This window comes from Leptospirales bacterium (genome assembly GCA_019694655.1).
GTDB lineage: Bacteria > Spirochaetota > Leptospiria > Leptospirales > Leptonemataceae > SSF53.
In genome coordinates this window covers 12,231-33,381 of sequence record JAIBBN010000010.1, presented here as the reverse complement: position 1 = coordinate 33,381, position 21,151 = coordinate 12,231, and the positions used below count along the sequence as shown (strand labels likewise).

The window sequence follows — 21,151 nt, the reverse complement described above, 5'->3', positions numbered from 1 at the left end:
CAATCCGGGAGCAATGACTGATGCAAGCGAACGCAGCCAGAGAAGATTCAGCAATCATTGTCGGCGGAGGCATTGGCGGCCTGTGTGCGGCGATTGCACTGCGTGCAGCAGACATAGATACCGTCGTCTATGAACGTGTTGCCAATCCCGGTGATGTGGGCGCTGGCTTGATCGTCGCGGCCAACGCCATGCGCTCGTTGCGTAGACTGAACCTCGCCGATGCAGTGATCCGGCAAGGATCGATTGTGCAACAGATTCAGATTCGCAAAGCGGACGGCAAGCTCCTCTCGTCGACGGATGCGTCGACCTTCAAGGAGCAGTACGGCGAACCAAGCGTCGCGATCCACCGCGCCGCATTGCACAGGATATTGCTTGAAGCATTGCCGCCCTCAAGCGTCAAACTGGGTTGCAGCTGCGCCAGTATCGAACAAAGCGAAGGCGAAGTTGTGGCGCACTTTGTCGGCGGCGAGCAGGCGCGCGCAAAGATGCTGATTGGCGCTGACGGCATACGCTCCATGGTTCGCCAGCATCTTTTTCCGGAGACCAGGCTGCGTTATTCCGGCTACAGCGCGTGGCGCGGCGTGGTCCAGGCGCGCCATGAAACGACAGGCGTCGCTTGCTCCGAGTCCTGGGGAAGAGGTCGTCGTTTCGGAATCATACCGCTCGACAGCAAGCGGATCTACTGGTTTGCCACCGGCAACGCGCCTGCTGGTCGGGAGGATGCCGCTGCGAAGCAGAAGGAAACGCTGCTGCAGATGTTTGGCGACTGGCACAAGCCCATAGCCGAGCTGATTGCAGATACGCCAGCTGAGGCAATTTTGCACAATGATATCTATGACTTTGCGCCAATGAGACGATGGCGTCAGGGTCGCATCACCTTGCTTGGCGATGCAGCGCACGCCACGACGCCCAATCTCGGGCAGGGGGCCTGTATGGCCATTGAATCGGCGGATGCGCTGGCGCAGAGTATTTCTGGCAACGAAGCTCTGAGCCAGTCGTTTGAGAACTACGAAGCGCGACGCAGGCCGCGTACTGCCTTCATTACCAATCAATCCTGGCGTCTGGGTCGCATGGCGCAGATGGAGAATGCAGTGGCCTGTGCCGTCCGCAACCTGATGGTGCGGCTTACGCCAGCGGCGGCCATGCAGCGGCAGCTGGCGAAAGTACTGGGCGACGATAGCTGATTTGCTCCCTCAACTATTCGTGATTTGCTACTGAATAATACAAAAATGGCCCAAGACCGGCGCCGCAGCATAGATACAGGGCCGGCAGCCAGAGAGGAATTCCCAGAAAATCCGCCGGATGATGGCGCAGCAGTCCAAGCTGCACCAGTGCAATTTCCGCCAGCGGACCCAGCAGCGCGCCAATCAAGCCAACAGCGAGGGCCGCGCGCGACCAGCGCGATAGAAACCAGAGCGCGACCCAGGCCAGTAGCAACAGGATGGCCTTGAACCAGGTGGAAAGTGGCGCAAAGCCGGTCATGGCGTAAAGTGCGCCAAAGATGATCAGTGCGCCAAAAATTGCGCCACGCGAAGGCGCTGCTTCGTTTCGGACCAATGCCGCAAATACCATGGCGATCAGGACATAGACCAGGGCAAAGATCAGCGGAGTCCACCAGGCGGCGCGCAGCAACAGGGCGCCGGGATAGCTCGTAACTCCGCCAAAGGTGTGAAAGCCATCCATGAAGCTTCCAAGAAGGGCGCCAGTTACAGCCCAAAAGCCCAGGCGGCGCGAAAGATGAGGGTTGTTGCGTGGCATGCCGTTAGCGGCGGCCTTTGCCCCTTGTCAGTCAAGCAAAGGGCCCTGGCATTTTTAGGGGCTGCCCTCCGAAATGTAATTGATACTGTACCGGCTGGACGGTAAAGTATAAAAGATGATCGGCTGGCTATTTCTGGGTGCAGCGATTCTCAGCGAGATCGGCGGGACTGTACTTCTCAAGCAAAGCGCAGGGATGACGCGCTGGACGGCGGCTGTCGCCGCCCTGGGACTTTACGGCCTTGCCTTTGCGTTTCTGGCGCAGTCGTTGAATCGGCTGCCGCTGGCGATGGCATACGCAATCTGGTCGGGAATTGGAACGGCGGGGGCCAGCGTGGCGGGCGTGCTCCTCTTTAATGAGACTCTGTCGTGGCCGATGCTGGCGGGCATTGCGCTCATCGTTGTCGGCGTCTTGTGGTTGAAGCTGATCTGAGGAGAGTGTATGAGAAGAGCAACATTGAGTTTTCTGGGCCTGACCGCCCTTGGCATCCTTGCATACTGGGGGGCGGTGGCAACTCGCCTGGTAGAGATGCAGGAGCTCGTTCCAGGCTTCTTGCCGTGGTTCTATTCCTTTCCGCTGGCCGACCTGTGGATTGCCGCGGCCAGCATGCTGGCGATTTTCAGTCTGCGTACGAAAAGAGTGCAAAGCATCGTCTGGCTGGCGGCTGCCGGTTCGGGACTGTTGTTTCTTGCGCTAAACGCCTTGCTCTTTGGGCACAATACTGGATTGTTGTATCAACAGAGCGTTGACGAGTACATCGAGATTGCAATCAAAGTGTACTCCATATCTGTGGGCGCATTCTTCTTGTGGCGCGCATTGGTGATCGCTGGTGAGTCCCGCAAACAAGTCGCGACCTAACGCCAGAGCGAAAATTCTGCAGGCCGCTGAGGAGGCGATTCTTCGCTACGGCGGCCTGGGGCTGACCCTGGAACGTACGGCAGAATTGGCTGGCGTGAGCAAGGGCGGCCTGCTCTATCATTTTCCGGACAAGGATTCCTTGATGCTGGCCCTGATCGAAGGGATGATCGATCGATTCGACGGGGTGATCGAGGCGGAGATGAAGAATGGCAAAAGCTTTGTGGAGGCCTACCTTCTGGCTTCCACAAAGGATCGATCGGCAAAGGCCGGGCGAGCCTTGATCGCCGTCGTGGCTCACAACGAGGAGCTGTTGCAACCCTTGCGCAAGCGCTACAGAGTCTGGCAGGAGCGACTGGAAGCGGAGCGCGATCCGACCCTGGCTACATTAATTCGCTACGTGATCGACGGCGCCTGGTTTTCGGCCATTCTGGGGCTGGGCCAACCGGGGCCGCAGGTCACTCGCAAGCTGAACCGGAAATTGCTGGAGCTGGTCAGGGGTAGAGAGCAGTAATTGGTCTAGCGATCATAGCTGAGCGTAAGCTTGACCAGCTCTCCCGCCTTGCGCTTTCCGCGCACCTTTGCCGGAATGGGCAGGAGAATTCTGCCGGAACGCTCCGTCCAGACGCTTGTATCCCATTCCTTTCCGTCCAATCCGGCCCGCGCCGGCGTGCGTCCCCAGGACAGCTTGTAAGGCGGCGCGCATTCCGGGGGTACCGTTGCAAAGGTCCAACCGCCGGCGCCGGGATGCCGAAAGAGTTTGCACTGGAAGGAAAGTTTCTTCATGGCGAAGGAGGTTCAAGTCCGGATTGGCGACAGGAAGCTCAGTCGTCAGGCAGTGCGTTGAATTCGGCGCGGCGCAAAGCCGTCCATTGCTCTATTCCCTGAGCTTGAGCCATTATCGAACGCATCGTCTTCATTGCCAGATATCCTTTCTTTCAAGATTCGTAACGAAACAAATCAAGCCGCGATCGAAGCGCTCGAAAAATCCAGAATGCCAGCAACCGGGCGATGCCGCCAGCAAGAAATCCGGCGGCAGCTCCCGCATCGCCTCCGGTCGCCAGGAGCTAAGCCGCAAATGGCGAAGGCCGGTCGGGGATCCGGCGATTCGTCGGAATTGGATTTCACGGATTCGATCTGGCCTGCGGGCTGAAAAGAAGGTAGAGATTTGCCATGCAATGTGCTTGCCAACTACTGAGAGATCCTTTCGATTTCTGAATACGGGCTAAGTCTATGACAGTTGATTCCAATTCATTGCACGCACAATGCAGCATCTGCAGTCAGCTGGCAGATCGCGAGTATGCCATGCAAAAGTACGGCTGGCCTGATGACGATACGTCCTTGCCCGATGCTGCCGGCAAGCTTGAAACGATTCGCGATCTGGCCCCGGGCGGCAGCCGCAGCAAACTGCTCAAGCGTTGCCCACAGTGTGGAACATGCTACCTCTACCAGACGGACTATGAGTTTCTGGCCGGCGGATCGGAGGATGAGCAGTTCCTGACGCGACTGACGCCGGAGCAGGCCAACGAGCGTCTCGAGCGATAGAGTTAGATCTCTGGCGCCCATTGTGGAATAGCGCCCGCAGCGGTGAGGCGAAGGATGGGCTATGTGGGCTGAGGTTGCGCGTCAGCCGCGGCCATTTTTTGTAAGTTTTCAAGCACTTCCGGGGTGACGTCTTTGCCGCCTGTCAAATTGACAATGAGGCTTCCAATGGTATAGATTGGACCCCAAGGAAATCCCCACCAGCCGAAGAGCAGCGAGATCAGGGTGTAGATCAGACCTGGAACAACGCGGCTTTCGCCGGCCTTTATGAAGTGTAGCTTTGATGGGTTCTTGAAACTCATTACGATTACTGAAATGGCATACTCGTACAGAACGAACTTGGCCCCCTTTTGCAGTTCATAGTGAATTCGCTCGTCACTGAGCCCTTCCAACCCTTTGATGCTCATATACGTTCCATGAAATTTGGTAGAATCAGGCGTATTTCGTTCTGCCTGCGCTGCATTGCAATTGGCTTTTCAAGTCCGAGAGTCGAGGATGTTTCGCATTGGTTCGCTGTCAGCCGCCTCAGGAGACGCGACGAAATGTTCCTATGACTTGCGGGGCGGTAATACCGTTGTGTATTGATTGGCAAATAGGGCCCGCGTTATCCTTCTGCTTCGATGAAGCGGAGCAAATCGGCCAGACTGGCGCCAATGCCATCCGGCGTTGCGCTTAACTCCTCGCTGGGCGCGCCTGCTCGGTTCGTCCAGTAGGTGGGATAGCCAAACCATTTTGCGCCGGCCGCCGTCCAGGAATGAAAGGAACGTCGACTGAGTTGCATTGGCCTGCTTTGCTTATTGGGGAGGCGAAGCTTCATTCAATTACTCCATCTGAGACGCGTCGCTCTGGCCCCTGTTCATGAGGGCTTCCAGTTCCTGAAAGCTCTGAACATAGGCAATGGAGTGCTGCTGGAATCCGGCCAGTTCTCGCGGACCGTGAGCCATTCCAATAAACTGCAGGCCAAAACCAGTGGATGCTACAAAATCATAGCGTGCGTCGCCCACATAAAGTATGTTCTCCGGAAGGATGCCAAGCTGTTTGAAGCGGGCGCAGATCGGTTCAAAGACCAGCGGATCAGGCTTATGGGCGCTGGAATCTTCGGCGGTCTGGATGGCGACAAATTGTTCGAAGCTCAGGCCAAGCGCGGATAGTTCTGGATCGACTCGTTTTCGGCTGGATGAAGTTACAATGCCAAACTTGAATCGTCCGCCGAACTCCCTTAGAAAGTCCTCAGCGCCAGCGTGAAATTGATTGGGGTCCGAGCTGCAATAGTCATTGTAGGTAGTCCACAGGCGCTGCATATCGCCGCCGGCGTACTGTCCAAACAGCTTCAAGAGGAACACGTCGCCTGGCGTTCCCCAAGCGGCGTCTATTTCACTGTCAGATATCGAGAAGCGAAAGGCGTCACGCGCCATCTTCTTGATTGTGCCGTAGCGAATCTCTCGCGTGCGCACCAGAGTGTCGTCATAGTCAAAGAGGATCGCATGGACCGGTTTCATCCACGGACAGGCGACTGCATGGCGACTATTTGTCTATCCCGGATTTCAGAAAATGGGGAAGCGTCAAAGCGGCGCCGACGGCGTACAGGGAAAAGCCAACCATGGCCAGATACCAGAACATAACGCCCGGTCCCTGCGATGTTCCGCCGCCGCGAAGCCCGGCGTTGAGCGCATCGACAAGCAATTGGGCGCCGTGCACACAAACGCCCATGATGACGATCGACCACCAAGCCCACCATTCGCGCCGGCGAAAGGGAATCTCAGTAATCAGAAAAAAGAAAATCGTCAGTCCCAGGTAAAAGCTCAATCCAGTCAAACTGTGGAATTGAGCGTGCGGCGGCCAGGATTCATACATGAAGTGCTTTCGGGTGCCATTGATTTCGGCCAGCGCAAAAGCCAGGGCTACTGTGCGCGGGATCCAGCGACCTATGTTGACGCTCAATTTCACGATTCTCCTCCTGCCAGTTGCGGCGAACGGCCGCCGGACTTGAATCTCGCATGTCAGGGCGCAAATGTCGTCCGGAATCCTGATTTCGGACGTAGATCGCCTGTTGCCGATGCAATTTCCTGCCGGCCGTATTCGCTGACGCGGAGAGCGCCGCGATTTCAAAGCATACCAGTATGGCTCAGCAGCATTGGTAATTCGTAAGATGGATAGCGCAATGCGTTCATGCCTGAAATTGGAAACTGTGCGGTGCGAATTTGCAACGTCTCCCGGTCCGCTCAGTCTTTAAGCCACGCCAGAGCGGCGCTGCGATCGCTGAAAAGGCGGACATTATAGCCGCGATTCATTGCAGCGGTCTCGTAAAATGAGATGTATTGCGCCATAGTTGAGGCCGGATCAAAGACAATCGCCTCTTTCATTTGGTGGCTGATCTTTGCTTCGTCGAGGGAGTGAACGGTGGAAAACAGGTCGGTGACTGAGTGACCGCCCTCCATCAAGCTGCAATCCGCCAGAAATTTTTCCGTGCCGTGTTCCTGGGCCAGAGCCGCAGCCTGGTAAAGTGCGGCCTCCAGATCAGCGGGGCTCACCTCGCCCTCGTAGGCGATCTGGACGACCTGCCATTCGTTCAAGTAGGTTACTGTGTAGGGCATAGTCGGTCTTGAATTGTCCAATGTCGGAAGCGACCGTGACTTTGAAAGTTCCGCCGAGGCAGCGGCCAGTCAGTAATAGGATGTTCGATGCTGGCCAGAAGTCAAGATGATTGCATAGCGAAGGCCCGCAGCAATGCCCCGCTGCACGGTCACAGCTTTGAACGGGCAGCCAAAAAAATAGCTGTATTCATCAATTTGTGACATTTCATGTGGAGCGCATCTCGGCTGGCGAAACAGCTCAGCGGCCTGCTAATCCAGCCGGGCGAGAAAGGCCCCTGGCGCCTGCCGGCAATCTTCCGATCCCTCTACCTCTTCCCAGAGCGTTCTTGAACCATGGAAGCCGCCGGTATAGGGAGTGAATTGGCTTACGTATTTGCGGTCCATGCGTCGAGTGTGATCAATGACAGAGCAACAGAAAGCCTTCGGCTTATGGACAGCGTAGAGGTCAGCCGTTATGGGAAGCTCGTCTCGCGAAGGTAATTCGATTGTTTTGTAGTGCATATTGAATTTAGAAGCCGCATCCTATACTATTGGCCCGTCGCGTTGCTGCGCTCTGGACCAAGCAGGGCTGGCTGTCCAACTGGAGCGGAGGTGCGTGTACGCCAGTCAAAATTTTCAGGATCGATTGCCTCTGTCTGCGGATGGTAGGGGTTGTTGAAAGGCGAAGGTGTATTGGTCCATATAGCAAATTCGAGTTCGCCGGCGATAAATGGCCAGTGAGAGGATGTGCCTGAAACGCCAACTACGGTTCCCGGCCGCACTTCATCGCCGCTTCGTACAAAGATCCTGCTGAGCGGCAGATATCCGCTTACCAGGCCGTCGCCGTGGTGGATCATAACAAAGCCGCCATACGGCCCCCGATTCTGCGCACGGACGACAACGCCTGCCGCCACCGCGCCGACTGGAGAAGCTTCGCTGACTGCCAGTCCAACTGCCAGATGTGATATGCTTCGATGATCTGCTGCGGCGCGAATGTGTACATTGTGCGATAATTGCTCGCGAATCGCCGGCGAGATTTTGCGCAGTCGGATCCCCCGCGGTAGAGCGCTACCGCCGGGCGCAAGTTGATCGCTGATTATAGCGATTGTTTCAGTGTCGACGATGCGCAAGAGAAGACGCTGCGATCCATCCGGTGCGGCGAGCCGGTAGGTTCCCGCGCCGGCCGATTCGAGTCTGAGATTATAGTTCCAAATATCGGCAATAAAAGCGTTCACCCCGACAAGGTAGAAATCTGGTTCGCCAAGAAATCGAAAAACAAATGGCGGCAAATCGTCGCCCAAAAGCGCAGAAAAATCAAAAGCGCCGCTATCAGATAGCGGAACCCAGCCGCCATCGAGCAGGATGCGGACCTGGGCAACGGGAACCTCTGGCGATGGCGGTTGCACGGTGCAACCAAGGCGGAGCACTGTCAGCATCAGTAAAACTGGCAAAGATCGAGCTCTTCTAAGCCAATCGTTCATGTCGTGCCGAAGTTCCCCGTCGATTCCGAACATCAACGCAGACCGCTTGCTGGCAAAGCAAAAGGCGGCCCGCGTGACGATCCGAGCCTAGATCAGGGCGACGAACAAGTGATGGTTGATACTCCTGACGTACAGGTGTAGCTGCCGTTTAAGACAAAGTTGTAGGGGCCGGTAGTGCAGCTGCCGCCGGACGTGTATTGGATAGAAAAGTTGCCGGCAGCTCCAATGCTGCGATATGCCGTGGTGACGCCGTTGGCTACCGGGTTATCAGGAAAAGTAAATACCGTTCCGGCGCAAGGATACGATCGAATTGCGTAACTCTCCGAGCCGCCGGAGTTATTGACAAATCGAACCACCGGCTTTGGCGCCAGAAGTATATATGCAAATAACAGCGTAAGGAAGTTCTCGCTGTCTTGAGCTTCCTGTTCTTCTTGAGAAGGGCCGCAACTGAATATGCTTACGCTGAAGATGGCTATAAGCATAAGAGAAGTGAATTTATTCATGTTTCCACAAGTATAGATACTGGTGGAGATGTCAATACAACTGAGAAACCTAACACGGCCGGCAGAACCAACGCTGCCTGAGGGGACAAAATGAAACGCCCCGCCGCTTACCGGAATTGTTTTCTTGACTTGGATGGCAGGGTCTAACGTGAGCTTTCGCTTGAACTCTGCCTGTCCATGCGCTGAAAGTTTCGGCGGCGCGCGAAGACAGTCTATCGTCCCAAGTGAGACGATTGCGCAATCGGGAAGTTCGCCAAAAATAGAGGGACCGTGTTCGTTTTCCCGATGCGAGCTACGGTATACTACCGGCCGTCGGCCCTCGCCAATGGCGGTCGGAACAACCGGGCATGGCGCGGAAATGCCATGGAAGGCCGCTGTCTCACGGGAGGAGGGAGATTACGATGCGCGCCGCTGACGCCTTGCTCCTCCGCTTAAGCGACGAAAAGGACTGGCCAGTCCCGCCGTCGCCGTTCTTCTTTTCAGGGAATGTCCAACATCGAGCTCTACGAATTTCCGATCTCCGGCAACTGCCACAAGGTCAGGATGCTTCTCTCCTTTCTCAAACTGCAATACCGCAGCCGCATTGTGAACGGGGCTGCCGGCGAGCAGAAGAGCCCGCAATTTCTCGCAATGAATCCCTTTGGCCAGGTTCCGCTTCTAGTTGAGGATGGACTGGCAGTGCGCGATAGTCAGGCAATCCTGGTCTATCTGGCGATGAAGTACAGCCGCGGCGTCTGGCTGGCGGAAGATCCGGCGGGGGTTGCTCAGACGGCAGCCTGGCTCTCAACGGCCGCAAACGAAATCACACGCGGACCGGCGGCGATGCGTGCGCACTACAAGTTCGGCCGGGCGCTGGATCTGGAAGCGGCGGAGAAGATGGCGGCCAGCGTTTGCTCCGTCGTGGATGGACAACTGTCAAAAGCAGAATGGTTGGTCGGCGCTGCGCCTACCATCGCCGACCTTGCCGTGTATCCCTATCTGGCGCTGGCGCACGAGGGAAAATTTGATCTTTCGCCTTACCCGGCAATTCTGGCCTGGATGCGTCGGATTCGGGCCATGCCCGGTTTTGTGAGCATGCCTGGAATTGAGGCCTAGTCGAGCGCGCCTGCCATCAAGCAAGCGAAGCATCTACTGCAAAGAGCGCTGCAAATCATCGACGAATCCGCGCATGGTTGCCTGGTGTCCGATGATCAAACGAGAGATCAGTCGAAAGACCGGATTGTAGACCTCCCCCTCTTCGGTGATCTCAAGTTCAGTTGTACCGCCGCGCTCCTTGAGTTCCATGGTCCAGGCGCCGCCGAAGTTCTTGTTGTCGACGATCCGGCGTCGCATTCGCTGCGGCGGCAGAGACTCCTCGGTCAGATAGTCGACCGCGCCGTGGGCGGAGGTTTCGCGCCACAACGGCAAGCCGTTGCGATCTTCGAGACGTTCTACGCTTTGAATCCCTGTGCGCCAGGCAGGGTATTTTGAAAAATCGCTGAGTCGATCCCAGACCTTGCCAGCCGGCGCCTGAAGCGTAACATGTACTTGCGCCGTGTGCCTTACGGGCAGCAGAGTTCCAGCCAGGTAGATTGCCAGAACCAGCAAGACCAGGATGAGGAGGACAATCAAGACTACCTTCATGCTCAAAAGCTAGTTGATTCCGGCCGCCTTGCAAGGACCTTTCGGCTAACCGAAACGATTATGGATCTGACGGCGCCGGCAGCCGGGAAAGGATCGTGATCTGCCGGGATCGAGGTCTTGATCACGATGGAACGAATCAGCGTACAACTGTCAGCTTCCTGATTGTGGCGGCTGGACATTTGCATGACCACCGCCAGAACCGCAAGCAGCACTCTGCTGATCCAGTGCAATGCCATGGAGTTCAGCCATCGCAAAAAAACGCGAGCGCTACAGAGAATAGTGGCTACCCAGCAGCACCCCCGAAGGCCCAGTGCCAGTGAGTTTCGAGTCAATTTGCGTGAGCGCTCCGCTGCTGCGATTGCGCAAGAATGTGCGCAAGGACATCGTCGTCTGTTCCGCTGAGAAGACGAATTCGCCAGAAGCGGAAATTGCGAGACCGGAGTGCACGCCGGAAGAATAGCTGGCGCCTGTGCCCAGCGCCCCGGTCGCAGGATCGATTGGCATGACCGACAATCCTGCGCCGCCTGCAATCAAGAATAAACTATCGGGCGTGATGGCACAGTAGGAAGGTCCGGCGACCGGCGTCGTAAATACGCCGATGCTGACCAGGGCGCCATTGGACTGGATAGCGTAGGCGGCGATCGTCGTTCCGGCCGGATTGGTGGCATAAAGCCAGCGATCGAGCGGATCAATACAGATATAGCCGGCGCCGGTCGCTGGAACTGCCGGGCCTAGCGGCGCCAGGGCGCCGCTGACGGAATCAATGGCGAACTGCGAGACATTGTTGCTTCCCTGGTTTGCAGTATAGAGATAACGGCCGCGTCGATCTATAAAGCTGCCCTGCGTAGCGGCAGCGCCGGTATTGGTCGCAGTACTGCGCAGCGACACAGCTCCTGTGATCGTATTGTAGGCGTAGACGTTGATCGTGGTAGTCCCGTTGTTTGAGCCATAGGCGAATCTGCCGCCGGGCTCCACTACAAAAGGATTCGCGTTGCCGCCGCTGCTGGTCGTTGCAGTTTGCGTCAGCAGGCCAGAGCTGCGGTCTACGGCGTAGGTGAAAACGCTGGCGCCAAGATCGTCGGCAAAGGCAAAGCGACCGGCGGGATCGAAAGTCATGTAGCTTCCCGAATTACAGCAAGCTATGGACGGCGGATTCAACGGATCGATCGCGCCCGACACTCGATTTACGGAATACATCGATATCGTGCCCGCCGCATTTTGATTCAAAACATATACAAACTTTGGAACAAAGCTACCGGCATAGGACAGAACGGCCAGGAGTCCGCAGTTGGCATCGCCTTCGGCGCAGGCGGCCGTCCCTGCAGAGCAGCGAGTCAGAAGCAGGCCGGCGGCAGCGAGGAATACGGCGCCAGAACTGCGTTTTAGAAGCGCGTTAATGTTCAAAGTTCGCCGCCGGCAAGTCGGCCGAATCTTAGAACGCCCAATTTGCCGTCCAATCAATTTCGGCTCCTCTTTCAAAACTGGTTGGCGGAGCGGCGGCGGTAATCCTTGTCCACAATTGTTTGTTTAGATCGCCTGCCAAACATCAAATTGGGGCATGAACGGAATGTCTGTAGGCCCAATATCCAGACCAAGCTGAGTCAGCAGAGTTGTAATCTGACCTCGATGATGCGTCTGGTGGTTGAACATGTGAACAACCAGAATCCATTTCTGGACAGTTCTGAGTTTTCCGTCTACCTTGCTGCGATAGCTGAGGGTTTCACTGAGCCACTCGTTCGTAAGCGACTTAGCCCAGGCGCGGATCCGCGCATCAAGCCGGCGCCTTGCTTCGGCCAGATCGGAAAAATTGGAAAAGAGTTCTGCGTTGAGATCGGGAACCTCTTGCGGGTCGCCGGTGAAGCGCGACATGAAGGCAAGGTCGCCGTAGACAATATGATTCAGGGTGGAATAGATGGATTTGAAAAAGGCGCCGCGATCCAGACGGAGTTCGGAATCGCTGAGTCCGCCGCACAGATCGTACAGACGCTGGTTCATCCATTGATTGTAGTCCGCCATCAGCAAACAATAATCGAAGTTGATCCTCATTCGACGCAGGGTGAGTTGAGCGACTGCCCCGTCACCAGGATTCTTGGCCCGGCGCCTCTCATCCGGCCCCGCTGCCGGAAGGCCAGGGCAAATCGCCAGTCGCTGCCGAATTTGAATTTCAACAAGAACAAACGGGCTTTACGCTGCGGGCGGCCCCGGTGCGCACTGACTGGTTGAGAAATCTTCGAGGAACCTATGAGTCCATTTCGAGAATACGCGCAGCTATTCACGCTGCCCATCCTGGCCACCGTAGTTTACTTCTTGCTTTACTATAGTTTCATCTTGATTCACTTGAAGGTGAAGCAGGCGGCCAAGCTCAAAGCGCAGCAGAAGATTGTGGAGGGAGCGCCGGCGGAGTTGTATTCGCATGCACGCAACGCGCCTGGCGTCGCGGGCGATCTGAATTTTATTCGAGCTGATCGCACGGTGCTGAATATGCTGGAGCAGATGCCGGCCTTCCTTTGCAGCTTGTGGCTCTTCAGCTTATTTGTAAGTCCGCTGTGGGGCGGCCTTCTGGGCTTTGCCTATATTTTTGGCCGCATCTTCTATTATCCTCTGTACTACCGCGTACGTCTGCTGAGTTTGCTCGTTACCTATCCCAACTACGCCATTGTCTGGGTTTTATTGGGCGGAACAGCGTTGAGCCTGCTGGGCGGCGCAGGATAGCAGGCAGTCAGGAGGGGGGCGGCTTATGAAATTGAACGAGCACCAAACTCTGCAAAGGCTCGCGGACCGGGGCTTTCGCGAAAAGCGCATTGTTTCCGCCCTGAAAAAATGCCGGAAGAAGCTTTCCGCAAAGTCCGCAGCAGACCTGAATCATCTGGCCGACCTGGCTTATGAGCTATTCTTGTGCGGTTACGATCAGGAGGCGCTGGCGGCCACTGGCGTCCTCGACGGCGCAAAATTTGCGGGCGATTTCAATATCTGGACGCCTATCGAAAAGTGTCTGCTGCTGCAGGCCTGGCTCCACGAGCAGTCCGGCAAGCCTGCACTGGCGGCCGCAACAATTCAGAAGATCAGCGAGCCCATGGCACAACATGAAGAGGCCTTGAGCCGCCGCCTTTCCCTTGACTGGCTGCATGAGGCCGATATCCAGCGCTACGAAAGCAAAGGGGACAGCAAGGCCGCCAATGAAACGCGGCGCAGCGATCTGGGCGATTTGCTTTTCATCTGGGCGCTGGGAGAAGGCAGATCCGATCTCAATGGAAATGCGCCGCCGATTGCCATAGCGATTCAACGCTTTGGAGAGTATGTTGCGCTGTTGAAAAATGCCAAATAGTTTGATTCCACTATGGATCCTCGGCGCCCTGCGCGGCAGGTCGAGTACGCTCAGAGAAATCATCGCGCGCGCCGACTATTTGAATCATGCTATCCTGACTTACGAGGAATTCAACAATGCTGCGGATATGCTGCGCAGCCGAGGTCTGGCCAGAAGGAGCGCCATGCGCTTTGAACTTTGCGGCGTAGACGACTCGCTGAGCGACGAGGACCTGCTACGCCAGATTGCAAACACGCCGGCGAGCGACAGCGAAGCGCCGCCTATGTTTTCACGGGCGGAATTTCAAAAAGCGGTGAGCGAGTACCTGGAACGATGAATATCGTTTCCAGGCTTTTATAAAGAAACTGTGCGGAACGCCGGGAATGCCGCGAGGCGCGGTTGGAAATGGCCAGCGGTCGGGCGCTGCACTCAATCCTTGCGGAGAATCATATGCAGCGCGCCTTCGCCCTGCTTTTGCTCCACAATCTTGAAGCCCAGTTCTGGAAGATCAAGATCGACCAGCAAATTCTCTCCGCGACCAAGATAAACTGGCGAATGCGCAAAGTGCATTTCATCGATTAGACCCTTCTGTAAGTACTGTCGAATGGTCTGCACGCCGCCGCCGATGCGCACGTCTTTGCTCTTTGCGGCGGCTTTTGCCCGGTCAAGCGCGGCATCGATGCCCTCCGTAACAAAGTAAAATGTGGTCCCGCCTTCCATCTGCAGCGGATCGCGCGCATGATGGGTGAGCACAAAAACCGGCATGTGGTAAGGCGGATTGTCGCCCCACCAGCCCTTCCAGGACTGGTCGCCCCAGTCGCCGCGAATTGGGCCAAACATGTTGCGTCCCAGAATCCAGGCGCCGACATTTTCGAAGGATCGCAGCGCAAACTCATTGTCAATGCCCGTTGACCCATCGCCGCCGCCATCGCCGTGCATCTGCTGAAAGAAGCGCGTGTGGAAGACCCAATTCATAATCTCCGGACCGCGCTCGCCAAGCGGGTGATCGAGGCTCTGGTTTGGCCCGGCGCCGAAACCGTCGAGGGAAATGCCAAACGCAGCAACGCGCACTTTGCTCATCGTAGCTCCATTTTGGGAAACGGTATCGCTTCGCGCTATTCTGAAAAAACTCAATCGTCCGTGCAAATAGCTGTGCGGTATATTGCGGCATACTACTACGTATCAATTGTTGGCGCGCCGCTCAGACTCAAGACATGTCCTTGACACTGCGAAGCGGCCTGGCTGTTATCAATTACCTATGAAAACAGGCCCCTTCATTGTTGCAGTCGTATTCTGCTGGTTCATGGGGGTCACAGCAATATCGGTCGGCCTGGGCGCAGCCTTTCCGGCAATCAATCAAGTTGCCAGGCCATTCGTTTGCCCCGATGGAACAATGCAGCAGGAATCGCGCGTCTTCCGGCCTTATCCCGGTAAAACGGTGACCAGCCAGACCTGGTATTGCATTGGCGAAGGCGGCCAATCAAAATCGCAGCTCAGTATGTTTCCGATTGCAATAATCTCCGGAAGCATATACGGCGGGATCCTATTCTGTCTGCTGTTCATTCTGAAGTTAAGGCGAAAAAAGATGGCTGGCTAGTCATCGCCTCCCGGATGCGCAGGACCCCGGGAGAAAGTGTGTTGCGGCCGCATGATGGCCGCGCCGCATCGTGCGAACGCGCAGGCGACTTTGCCTGGAATTGATCGGGTCCTCTTTGTGCATCAGGAGCGAAACACCTGGAAGTAGAGAATGGCGAAGATACTCGCCGCCCAGAACAGCGAAAGAAAGACCGTCAACCCAAGAAAGCGAGTCAGATTGTGAACGCGTGCCGAGCGCAACGCAGCTGCGCTCATATTTGGTTCAATCTTGCGAATCACCGATAGCAGCAAGAACAATGCCCCCACGGCCGCCGCGACAAACCAGAGAAACCACGGTTGCAATCCGAAGGAAGCTAGCCAGAGGTTGTCAGGCGGTTGATTTCCGATATAGGAGCGCAGCGATTCTTCGCCAAGCGATCCAAAGAGCCACGCATCAGATTCGTTCAGAACTGGGATCAGGCGATCTGTATGAAGGAAGATATTGTCTTTGACGATGATTCTGGACCCGCCGCCGCTGGCTGTCCACCGCGTAGTCGCGTATTCCGAGCTGACTTCGCGCACCTCGATCCAGCGAAAAGTCTCGGACGTGGACTTGAAGAGAGTTCGTCGATGCAATGAACACTGACCGCTGTTTGGTTCACAGCTCAGGCGCGCGCCCTTGGCGCTGAACGCGAGGATGATCCAGGCGGTCAGTATCAGGCCCAGCGCGACAATGATCTGCTTGCGGCCGCGAGGGTCTTCTTTCAATTCCGACATTATTCAATCATCCAGAGAAATCTTCCGTCCATCGTGTTCCGGAGACCTCGCGGCATTGGCTTGATTGCGCAGCGTCGGAATGCAAGCATTCTTCCAGAAGTTCGCAAATTTGTCGGGATCGCGCGATTGCCTGATTGTGTCAGGAAATGAAACAATACCGGGCGGGCTTCAGGCTGGCGGCCATTGCCTCACATCAACTGTGCCTTCTGCTCCAGGGCCTGTGTCATTTCAATCAGGCTCTTACGGAGGGTCAGTTCTTGCCTGGAAGGGAGACTCATGACTGCAATTGGAGCCCGAACTGCATCCAGTGTGCGCGCCACGAAAAGGAAGTTTTGATCGACCGGCTGGCCTCGATCGATGGCCGCCACGATCCGTTCTGCCGACGATCGGCGCTGAATTAAGTTTATAATCAACTCTATAGTTTATGTAATATTCATGTGCTAAAGATATAAGCGGCGTCGGAAAAGCAATTGGGAACTCGCCGTAGGCTTAGGCAACGTTGGGCGCTGCGCCGCTCGACAGAAGGCGTTCCCTGGAAGCCGAGATGTTATAGATGAGACGTATGTAGTAGAAACCAGATATTGAAAGAAATAGGGCCGAGGCCGCTGTAGATGTCAGTCCGACGAGCCCGATTACGCTCCACGCAAAGAACCGCGGTCGCGCGGAGACCGGGGCGGATTGCCACGTGAGATGATATGGATTTCTTACTTCTGTGTCATTCATAGCTTCCTCAACTTTTCCTGATCGGATTCAATCGCGGCGCAGACATCATTAGGGCATCGCGGTTTGAGCGATGGCCGGCGAAGATGAAAGCGTTCGCGCCCATCTTCCTGAGAATGATCTCTGAGCTAAGCCTCCTTAATAACGAAGTCTAATGTCTTGCGGGCCGAAGCATATTCCCCATTATGCTGCTTCTTCTTTCAGGTGAAAGCATTGAAGTAAGGCTGAGGAAAAGTCGGTTGGAAAAGCCTGGAACGACACAGAGCTTCTTGCCCAGCTTTGCAAGCGAGCAAGATGCAATTGTTTCGGGCGATAAGGCGCCGCGCGCTGCAGGCCGATCTGGCCTCTGGATGCGACCCGGGCAGAGCGATTGCACGGCTATGCCGCGGTCCTTAGATTCGTACCAGAGGCTCTGGGCCAGAATGTCGTTGAAGGCTTTCGAGGCGGCATAGGCGGCCATGAAGGGAACGCCCTGCTTGGCCTGTACGGAACTTACAAAAATAAGTCCGCGAGTTGAACGCGGGACTCCAAGCTCAAGAAACTGGTGCGCCAGTTCCACCGATGACATGCAGTTGAGAGCGACCGTCCGTCTATGGTCCTCAATCTGGATCTGTTCGAAAGAACCGAAGGGAAAAATTCCGGCATTGAGGATAAGCAGTCCAATCTCGCCCGTACTGTTCAAACGGGATAGAAGCTGGGGATGCTTTTCGGCCTCGAGCAAATCGCAGACGGTACTGCTTGTTTGTACTGCAAAGTCCTTCTTGATCTCTGCTTCCAGAACGGCCAGCTTTTGGCTGGAGCGGGCAATCAAATGGAGATTGAATCCCCGTGATGCCAGTTGCATGCAAAAGGCGCGTCCCAGTAATCCAGTCGCACCCGTAATGGCGGCCCAGGGACCGTATAGCCTGTGCACATGATTTTCCATAATCTATCTCTCAATGGAAGTCATTGTCTGCGGCCGTCGTCTCTTGCCGGAGACGCAATGCAATGCGAGCTTCCAGCGCGCCGCCATAGTCTGAGAAGGGGCGATGATTTCCGGTCCGGTCAGGGCTAACCTGGCTGTTTGCAATCGAAGTGGAATGGCCATGCACATCCGGACTATGGCATCGATTCATTTCTGCAATCGTAATGTCAATGCAACGAATGCAGTTTGCAGCGAAGTTAAATCGTCCCGCTCCAGGTCAAAGTACTTCAAGATACAGGATCGATAGACCGGCCAGGCCTCCTTCAGACGTTGCCGTCCCAGCTCGCTAATGACTGCATAGTTGGAGCGGCGATCCTCAGAATCGGTTTCTCGCCGAAGGAGGCGCTCCTTTTGCAGAACATCCAGGGTTCGGGAAATGCCGCTCTTGGTGAGAATGCAGGCTTGCGCCAGGCTATTCTGCTTCAATCGCCCTGCAGGCGCCCTTTCCAGTTCGATCAAAATATCATACCAGGCAAGCGAGATCTGACCGCTTTCACGCAGCTCAGTCTCTATGCGTGCGATGACCGAGGAGTGAAAGGCCAGGAACGCCTTCCAGGCCGGCAGCAACATTTGGATCCGTTTCATTCCCAGAGCCCATCTTTTTTAGTTGACAGGTCAACCAAATTTGACTTCCCTCCCGAAGAGCAGATGGTTGAGTAGTCAACTAACTGGACAGGGGAGGAAAAGTGTGAACGATCTGGCTGTTAGTATTTTAAGGACCGATGCGGGATGGGCTGGGCCGATCCTGCGATTGGCGCTGGGAATCATGTTGCTGCCACACGGCGCTCAGAAGCTGCTGGGCTGGTTTGGCGGGTACGGCTTCTCGGGAACGATGGGCTATTTCACCGCAACGATGCGGATGCCATGGATTCTGGCGCTGATCGTCATTTTGACCGAATTCTTCGGCAGTCTCTTCTTGATCGCCGGCGCGGGCGTGAGATTCTGGAGCCTGTTGATTGCAATCATAATGAGTGCAGCAGCCATTCTGGCGCACCGCCAGCACGGCTTCTTTATGAACTGGTTTGGCAATCAAAGCGGAGAGGGAGTGGAGTTCTTCATTCTGGCTGTAGGTATTGCGCTGACGCTACTTGTCGGAGGCGCCGGCCGCGTTTCGGTCGATGCGCTCTTCGTCCATCGGAATTGAATCGACCCCAAAAGGGTTCAGGCGCGTCAGGGCGCAGCTATGATTGTTCAGGCTGCGCTCCGGCGCGGGTCGCTGTGGCAGCAGGCCACAGCGCAACTTCAATCGGGAGCGCTATCTCAGCAAATCAATAAGCTTTTGGTGATCGACATCTACGGCAAACCAGGACGAGGGATGCGTGCGTTCCGGTTTTGGATTCCAGGCTACTACAAAATGTAGTGAAAGCTCCACATGTTTCGGGACAAATGCAATGCCTACCGTCAATGCGTCGCACTGGTATTGAATCGCATTGGCTTCAATGCCGATGTCTCGATGCATAAGCGCCAAGCCGGAGCGAACAACTCCCGCTCGCAGGATCAAAGCGATGACCGTCGAGTGAGGTGAAAAATTGGACCGGACCGAGGGGCGTCGCGATGCTATGTTCAGTTCGAGAGTCCAATTTCTTCAAAATGCTCTACGATCGGAAAAGGATCGTAGAAGTGATGCAACAGGGCTTTCCATTCAAGATAAGCGGCGGAGCCCCGGAAGCCCACCGTGTGCGCTTCCAGCGTTTCCCAGTTGACCAGGAGAATGTATTTGTTTGGGTCCTCGATGCATCGGCGGAGAGAGTGATTGAGGTAACCTGCAGCTGATGAAATGATCCTTGAGGCTGCCGCAAAGTTCGCCTCGAACTCTTCGGACCTGCCCGGTATGACATTCAGCATCGCTACTTCCAGGATCATGCTGCAGCAGATGTAAGAGTTCCCCAATGTGAATAGCGCTTTTGACCTGTCCTGTTGGAAGATTCTAGGCGAAATGGTCGTCCGAACAGCGGCAATCAGCACGCTCTCTATCAAATACAGGTGCGGGCGTCTGCGAAAACCGGGAACGTGCAGGGCGGCGAAGCGGCCTCTTTCTGTCTGACGCTATTCGGGAGGCTGCTCCTCAAAGAGTTCTGAAAGAAAGCGCTGAAAATCGATCCGCTCGGCCGCCGAACGGAGTATTCCCAGTCCCGTCACGCCTGAGTTTGCCGCGGGGTCGCCAACGAAGATTGCAAAGAATAGAAGAGCCGATGCAAGGCGGTACTTGACTCGCTGCCAGGCGTTGTCAGGGAGAGGAAAGACCGCCGGCGGCGCATAAGGGTTCGGTTCGATCATGCACCTTCCCCGTTTTCATAGACACCCCAATTTGGATCAGTCAGAGGGTAAACCATGGCAGAGAAACAAGAAAAGAGGTATGTCGAGCAGTTCCAGCGGGACGCCGTTACTCACTGGATCAAGAGCGGCAAGTCGGCCGCCCAGGTGGCGAGCGATCTGGGCATTTCCGGCTACAGCCTGGCGCGCTGGCGCGAGAAGTACGTAGCCGAAGAAGGCGGGCCGCAACCGGAAGCTTTGAAGAACTAGGTAGATCGGCTGCGCCGGGAGAATCTGTATCTTTGCCAGGAGCGTGATATCTTAAAAAAGTCCGTGGCCATCTTCTTGAAACCGCAGAAGTGAAGTTTTTCTGGATCGAGGAGAACAGTTCTGTATATCCAGCGAAGAAGATGTGTCAGGTTCTGAATGTGTCACGGAGCGATTACTATCACTGGCTGTAGCGGCCGCCGTCGGCCCGCTCACAGGAAGACGCGGAGTTGCTTACGTCGATTCGGCAGATTCACCAGGAGTCGCACGGCGCCTGTGGTACGCCGCGCATTCTGGAAGTTCTGCGAAAAAAGCGGCGACGGGCGGGGAAAAATCGCATCGATCGGTTGAAGCGTCATGCCGCTATATTTGCCTGGAAATTCCGGCGTTATCGCGTAGCGACGACCGACTCGAAGCACGATCAACGGATCTCGCCGAACCTGCTGAACCAGGATTTTGAGGCGTTGCGGCCCAACCAGGTGTGGCTCTCCGACATTACTTATATTCGTCTGGCGACCGGCGCCTCTGTATATCCCTGTGTGACGCTCGATCTAATCAGTCGCCAGATCGCAGGCGGGAATCTGGCCAGCCATATGCGAACGGAGCTCGTCCTCGGCGCGCTGAATCAGGCGGTCTGTCGCCGCCGCCCGTCTTCCGGGCTGATCTTTCACTCCGATCGCGGCGTACAGTATGCAAGTAAGGACTTCCGAAAAGAACTCAAGCGCGGCAGATTTCGACAGAGCATGAGCCGAAAGGGCAATTGCTACAACAACGCGCCGATGGAGTCATTCTTCGCAATGCTCAAGATTGAGGAGATCTACCGGACTTCGTATGAGTCGCTCGCCGCGGCAAAAAGAAAATTGTTTGACTATATTAAAGTATTCTACAATTGACAGAGAAGACATTCAGCGCTGGGCTGCCTGGCGCCGAAGAAGTTCAGCCGCAAACAGGAGGCGGC

Annotated in this window: 34 protein-coding genes; 13 read left to right on the top strand and 21 right to left on the bottom strand. The window is 55.8% G+C overall.

The window, feature by feature from the left end; genetic code table 11:
- The first annotated feature begins 20 nt into the window (after window positions 1-20).
- The gene (locus K1X75_13320) at window positions 21-1,184 is read left to right on the top strand and encodes an FAD-dependent monooxygenase (protein MBX7059040.1); all 1,164 of its coding nucleotides are present in this window, start codon (window positions 21-23) and stop codon (window positions 1,182-1,184) included.
- A 13-nt stretch (window positions 1,185-1,197) separates the two neighbouring features.
- Here K1X75_13320 and K1X75_13315 read toward each other — a convergent pair whose 3' ends face one another.
- Entirely contained in the window at window positions 1,198-1,758 is a 561-nt protein-coding gene (locus tag K1X75_13315; protein ID MBX7059039.1) for a hypothetical protein, read from the bottom strand.
- A 115-nt stretch (window positions 1,759-1,873) separates the two neighbouring features.
- Here K1X75_13315 and K1X75_13310 point away from each other — a divergent pair, with 115 nt between their 5' ends.
- From K1X75_13310 to K1X75_13300, 3 genes are read left to right on the top strand one after another with little or no spacing between them, the layout of a single operon-like run.
- Window positions 1,874-2,188 carry a multidrug efflux SMR transporter gene (locus K1X75_13310; protein MBX7059038.1) on the top strand — a complete coding sequence of 105 codons (315 nt, stop codon included), beginning with the start codon at window positions 1,874-1,876 and terminating at the stop codon, window positions 2,186-2,188.
- Window positions 2,189-2,197: 9 nt separating this feature from the next.
- Complete coding sequence (locus K1X75_13305; protein MBX7059037.1) at window positions 2,198-2,614, top strand: hypothetical protein; 417 nt, start codon at window positions 2,198-2,200, stop codon at window positions 2,612-2,614.
- Window positions 2,586-3,125: a TetR/AcrR family transcriptional regulator gene (locus K1X75_13300; protein MBX7059036.1), complete on the top strand. Its 540-nt coding sequence runs from the start codon at window positions 2,586-2,588 to the stop codon at window positions 3,123-3,125. The genes K1X75_13305 and K1X75_13300 overlap by 29 nt, the downstream gene beginning before the upstream one ends.
- 5 nt (window positions 3,126-3,130) lie before the next feature.
- On the opposite strand, the gene K1X75_13295 is transcribed toward K1X75_13300, so the two are convergent.
- Window positions 3,131-3,397 carry a DUF1905 domain-containing protein gene (locus K1X75_13295; protein MBX7059035.1) on the bottom strand — a complete coding sequence of 89 codons (267 nt, stop codon included), beginning with the start codon at window positions 3,395-3,397 and terminating at the stop codon, window positions 3,131-3,133.
- A gap of 447 nt (window positions 3,398-3,844) precedes the next feature.
- Between K1X75_13295 and K1X75_13290 the strand changes: the two genes are divergently transcribed.
- Window positions 3,845-4,156, top strand: coding sequence for a hypothetical protein (locus K1X75_13290; GenBank protein MBX7059034.1), 312 nt, complete (start codon window positions 3,845-3,847; stop codon window positions 4,154-4,156).
- A 59-nt stretch (window positions 4,157-4,215) separates the two neighbouring features.
- Here K1X75_13290 and K1X75_13285 read toward each other — a convergent pair whose 3' ends face one another.
- From K1X75_13285 to K1X75_13250, 8 genes are all read right to left on the bottom strand, one after another.
- On the bottom strand, window positions 4,216-4,560 hold the full coding sequence (locus tag K1X75_13285) for a hypothetical protein (protein MBX7059033.1): 345 nt from the start codon (window positions 4,558-4,560) through the stop codon (window positions 4,216-4,218).
- Window positions 4,561-4,757: 197 nt separating this feature from the next.
- Entirely contained in the window at window positions 4,758-4,970 is a 213-nt protein-coding gene (locus tag K1X75_13280; protein MBX7059032.1) for a hypothetical protein, read from the bottom strand.
- A gap of 4 nt (window positions 4,971-4,974) precedes the next feature.
- Window positions 4,975-5,652, bottom strand: coding sequence for an HAD family hydrolase (locus K1X75_13275; protein ID MBX7059031.1), 678 nt, complete (start codon window positions 5,650-5,652; stop codon window positions 4,975-4,977).
- Between the two features lie 25 nt (window positions 5,653-5,677).
- The gene (locus K1X75_13270; protein ID MBX7059030.1) at window positions 5,678-6,100 is read right to left on the bottom strand and encodes a hypothetical protein; all 423 of its coding nucleotides are present in this window, start codon (window positions 6,098-6,100) and stop codon (window positions 5,678-5,680) included.
- A gap of 275 nt (window positions 6,101-6,375) precedes the next feature.
- The gene (locus K1X75_13265; protein MBX7059029.1) at window positions 6,376-6,747 is read right to left on the bottom strand and encodes an STAS/SEC14 domain-containing protein; all 372 of its coding nucleotides are present in this window, start codon (window positions 6,745-6,747) and stop codon (window positions 6,376-6,378) included.
- Between the two features lie 249 nt (window positions 6,748-6,996).
- Window positions 6,997-7,248, bottom strand: a complete 252-nt coding sequence (locus K1X75_13260; GenBank protein MBX7059028.1) for a hypothetical protein — start codon at window positions 7,246-7,248, stop codon at window positions 6,997-6,999.
- A gap of 26 nt (window positions 7,249-7,274) precedes the next feature.
- Complete coding sequence (locus K1X75_13255; protein MBX7059027.1) at window positions 7,275-8,162, bottom strand: M23 family metallopeptidase; 888 nt, start codon at window positions 8,160-8,162, stop codon at window positions 7,275-7,277.
- A gap of 137 nt (window positions 8,163-8,299) precedes the next feature.
- Window positions 8,300-8,710: a hypothetical protein gene (locus K1X75_13250; protein MBX7059026.1), complete on the bottom strand. Its 411-nt coding sequence runs from the start codon at window positions 8,708-8,710 to the stop codon at window positions 8,300-8,302.
- A 486-nt stretch (window positions 8,711-9,196) separates the two neighbouring features.
- Between K1X75_13250 and K1X75_13245 the strand changes: the two genes are divergently transcribed.
- The gene (locus K1X75_13245; protein MBX7059025.1) at window positions 9,197-9,805 is read left to right on the top strand and encodes a glutathione S-transferase; all 609 of its coding nucleotides are present in this window, start codon (window positions 9,197-9,199) and stop codon (window positions 9,803-9,805) included.
- A gap of 33 nt (window positions 9,806-9,838) precedes the next feature.
- On the opposite strand, the gene K1X75_13240 is transcribed toward K1X75_13245, so the two are convergent.
- The 3 genes from K1X75_13240 to K1X75_13230 all read right to left on the bottom strand — a co-directional run bounded on the left by K1X75_13240 (window position 9,839) and on the right by K1X75_13230 (window position 12,379).
- Entirely contained in the window at window positions 9,839-10,333 is a 495-nt protein-coding gene (locus tag K1X75_13240; protein ID MBX7059024.1) for an SRPBCC family protein, read from the bottom strand.
- 267 nt (window positions 10,334-10,600) lie between these two features.
- Entirely contained in the window at window positions 10,601-11,737 is a 1,137-nt protein-coding gene (locus K1X75_13235) for a lactonase family protein (protein ID MBX7059023.1), read from the bottom strand.
- A 123-nt stretch (window positions 11,738-11,860) separates the two neighbouring features.
- The gene (locus K1X75_13230) at window positions 11,861-12,379 is read right to left on the bottom strand and encodes a DinB family protein (GenBank protein ID MBX7059022.1); all 519 of its coding nucleotides are present in this window, start codon (window positions 12,377-12,379) and stop codon (window positions 11,861-11,863) included.
- Between the two features lie 195 nt (window positions 12,380-12,574).
- Between K1X75_13230 and K1X75_13225 the strand changes: the two genes are divergently transcribed.
- The 3 genes from K1X75_13225 to K1X75_13215 are packed head-to-tail and all read left to right on the top strand — an operon-like array spanning window position 12,575 to window position 13,974.
- Complete coding sequence (locus K1X75_13225; GenBank protein ID MBX7059021.1) at window positions 12,575-13,045, top strand: MAPEG family protein; 471 nt, start codon at window positions 12,575-12,577, stop codon at window positions 13,043-13,045.
- A gap of 25 nt (window positions 13,046-13,070) precedes the next feature.
- Window positions 13,071-13,658, top strand: a complete 588-nt coding sequence (locus tag K1X75_13220) for a hypothetical protein (protein MBX7059020.1) — start codon at window positions 13,071-13,073, stop codon at window positions 13,656-13,658.
- Complete coding sequence (locus tag K1X75_13215; protein MBX7059019.1) at window positions 13,648-13,974, top strand: hypothetical protein; 327 nt, start codon at window positions 13,648-13,650, stop codon at window positions 13,972-13,974. Before K1X75_13220 ends, K1X75_13215 begins: the two co-directional genes overlap by 11 nt.
- A gap of 92 nt (window positions 13,975-14,066) precedes the next feature.
- Here K1X75_13215 and K1X75_13210 read toward each other — a convergent pair whose 3' ends face one another.
- Window positions 14,067-14,717 (bottom strand): dihydrofolate reductase family protein, encoded by a 651-nt coding sequence (locus K1X75_13210; protein MBX7059018.1) that lies wholly within the window; start codon window positions 14,715-14,717, stop codon window positions 14,067-14,069.
- Window positions 14,718-14,895: 178 nt separating this feature from the next.
- Between K1X75_13210 and K1X75_13205 the strand changes: the two genes are divergently transcribed.
- Window positions 14,896-15,234 carry a hypothetical protein gene (locus tag K1X75_13205; GenBank protein ID MBX7059017.1) on the top strand — a complete coding sequence of 113 codons (339 nt, stop codon included), beginning with the start codon at window positions 14,896-14,898 and terminating at the stop codon, window positions 15,232-15,234.
- 122 nt (window positions 15,235-15,356) lie between these two features.
- On the opposite strand, the gene K1X75_13200 is transcribed toward K1X75_13205, so the two are convergent.
- The 5 genes from K1X75_13200 to K1X75_13180 form a co-directional block, all read right to left on the bottom strand.
- Window positions 15,357-15,989: a hypothetical protein gene (locus K1X75_13200; GenBank protein MBX7059016.1), complete on the bottom strand. Its 633-nt coding sequence runs from the start codon at window positions 15,987-15,989 to the stop codon at window positions 15,357-15,359.
- Window positions 15,990-16,177: 188 nt separating this feature from the next.
- A complete protein-coding gene (locus K1X75_13195) occupies window positions 16,178-16,357 on the bottom strand; it encodes a hypothetical protein (protein MBX7059015.1) in 180 nt (59 codons plus the stop codon).
- 503 nt (window positions 16,358-16,860) lie between these two features.
- Window positions 16,861-17,622 carry an SDR family NAD(P)-dependent oxidoreductase gene (locus tag K1X75_13190; protein ID MBX7059014.1) on the bottom strand — a complete coding sequence of 254 codons (762 nt, stop codon included), beginning with the start codon at window positions 17,620-17,622 and terminating at the stop codon, window positions 16,861-16,863.
- A 22-nt stretch (window positions 17,623-17,644) separates the two neighbouring features.
- Entirely contained in the window at window positions 17,645-17,824 is a 180-nt protein-coding gene (locus K1X75_13185; protein MBX7059013.1) for a hypothetical protein, read from the bottom strand.
- Window positions 17,821-18,258 carry a MarR family transcriptional regulator gene (locus tag K1X75_13180; protein MBX7059012.1) on the bottom strand — a complete coding sequence of 146 codons (438 nt, stop codon included), beginning with the start codon at window positions 18,256-18,258 and terminating at the stop codon, window positions 17,821-17,823. Before K1X75_13180 ends, K1X75_13185 begins: the two co-directional genes overlap by 4 nt.
- A gap of 103 nt (window positions 18,259-18,361) precedes the next feature.
- Here K1X75_13180 and K1X75_13175 point away from each other — a divergent pair, with 103 nt between their 5' ends.
- Complete coding sequence (locus K1X75_13175) at window positions 18,362-18,817, top strand: DoxX family protein (protein ID MBX7059011.1); 456 nt, start codon at window positions 18,362-18,364, stop codon at window positions 18,815-18,817.
- Window positions 18,818-19,236: 419 nt separating this feature from the next.
- Here the strand turns inward: K1X75_13175 and K1X75_13170 are convergent, their stop codons facing one another.
- Window positions 19,237-19,536, bottom strand: coding sequence for an antibiotic biosynthesis monooxygenase (locus K1X75_13170; GenBank protein ID MBX7059010.1), 300 nt, complete (start codon window positions 19,534-19,536; stop codon window positions 19,237-19,239).
- A 183-nt stretch (window positions 19,537-19,719) separates the two neighbouring features.
- Window positions 19,720-19,950, bottom strand: coding sequence for a hypothetical protein (locus tag K1X75_13165; GenBank protein MBX7059009.1), 231 nt, complete (start codon window positions 19,948-19,950; stop codon window positions 19,720-19,722).
- 54 nt (window positions 19,951-20,004) lie between these two features.
- Here K1X75_13165 and K1X75_13160 point away from each other — a divergent pair, with 54 nt between their 5' ends.
- Together K1X75_13160 and K1X75_13155 are read left to right on the top strand one after the other, a co-directional pair.
- On the top strand, window positions 20,005-20,196 hold the full coding sequence (locus K1X75_13160) for a transposase (protein MBX7059008.1): 192 nt from the start codon (window positions 20,005-20,007) through the stop codon (window positions 20,194-20,196).
- Between the two features lie 227 nt (window positions 20,197-20,423).
- Window positions 20,424-21,086 (top strand): IS3 family transposase, encoded by a 663-nt coding sequence (locus tag K1X75_13155; GenBank protein ID MBX7059007.1) that lies wholly within the window; start codon window positions 20,424-20,426, stop codon window positions 21,084-21,086.
- Window positions 21,087-21,151 lie beyond the last annotated feature (65 nt).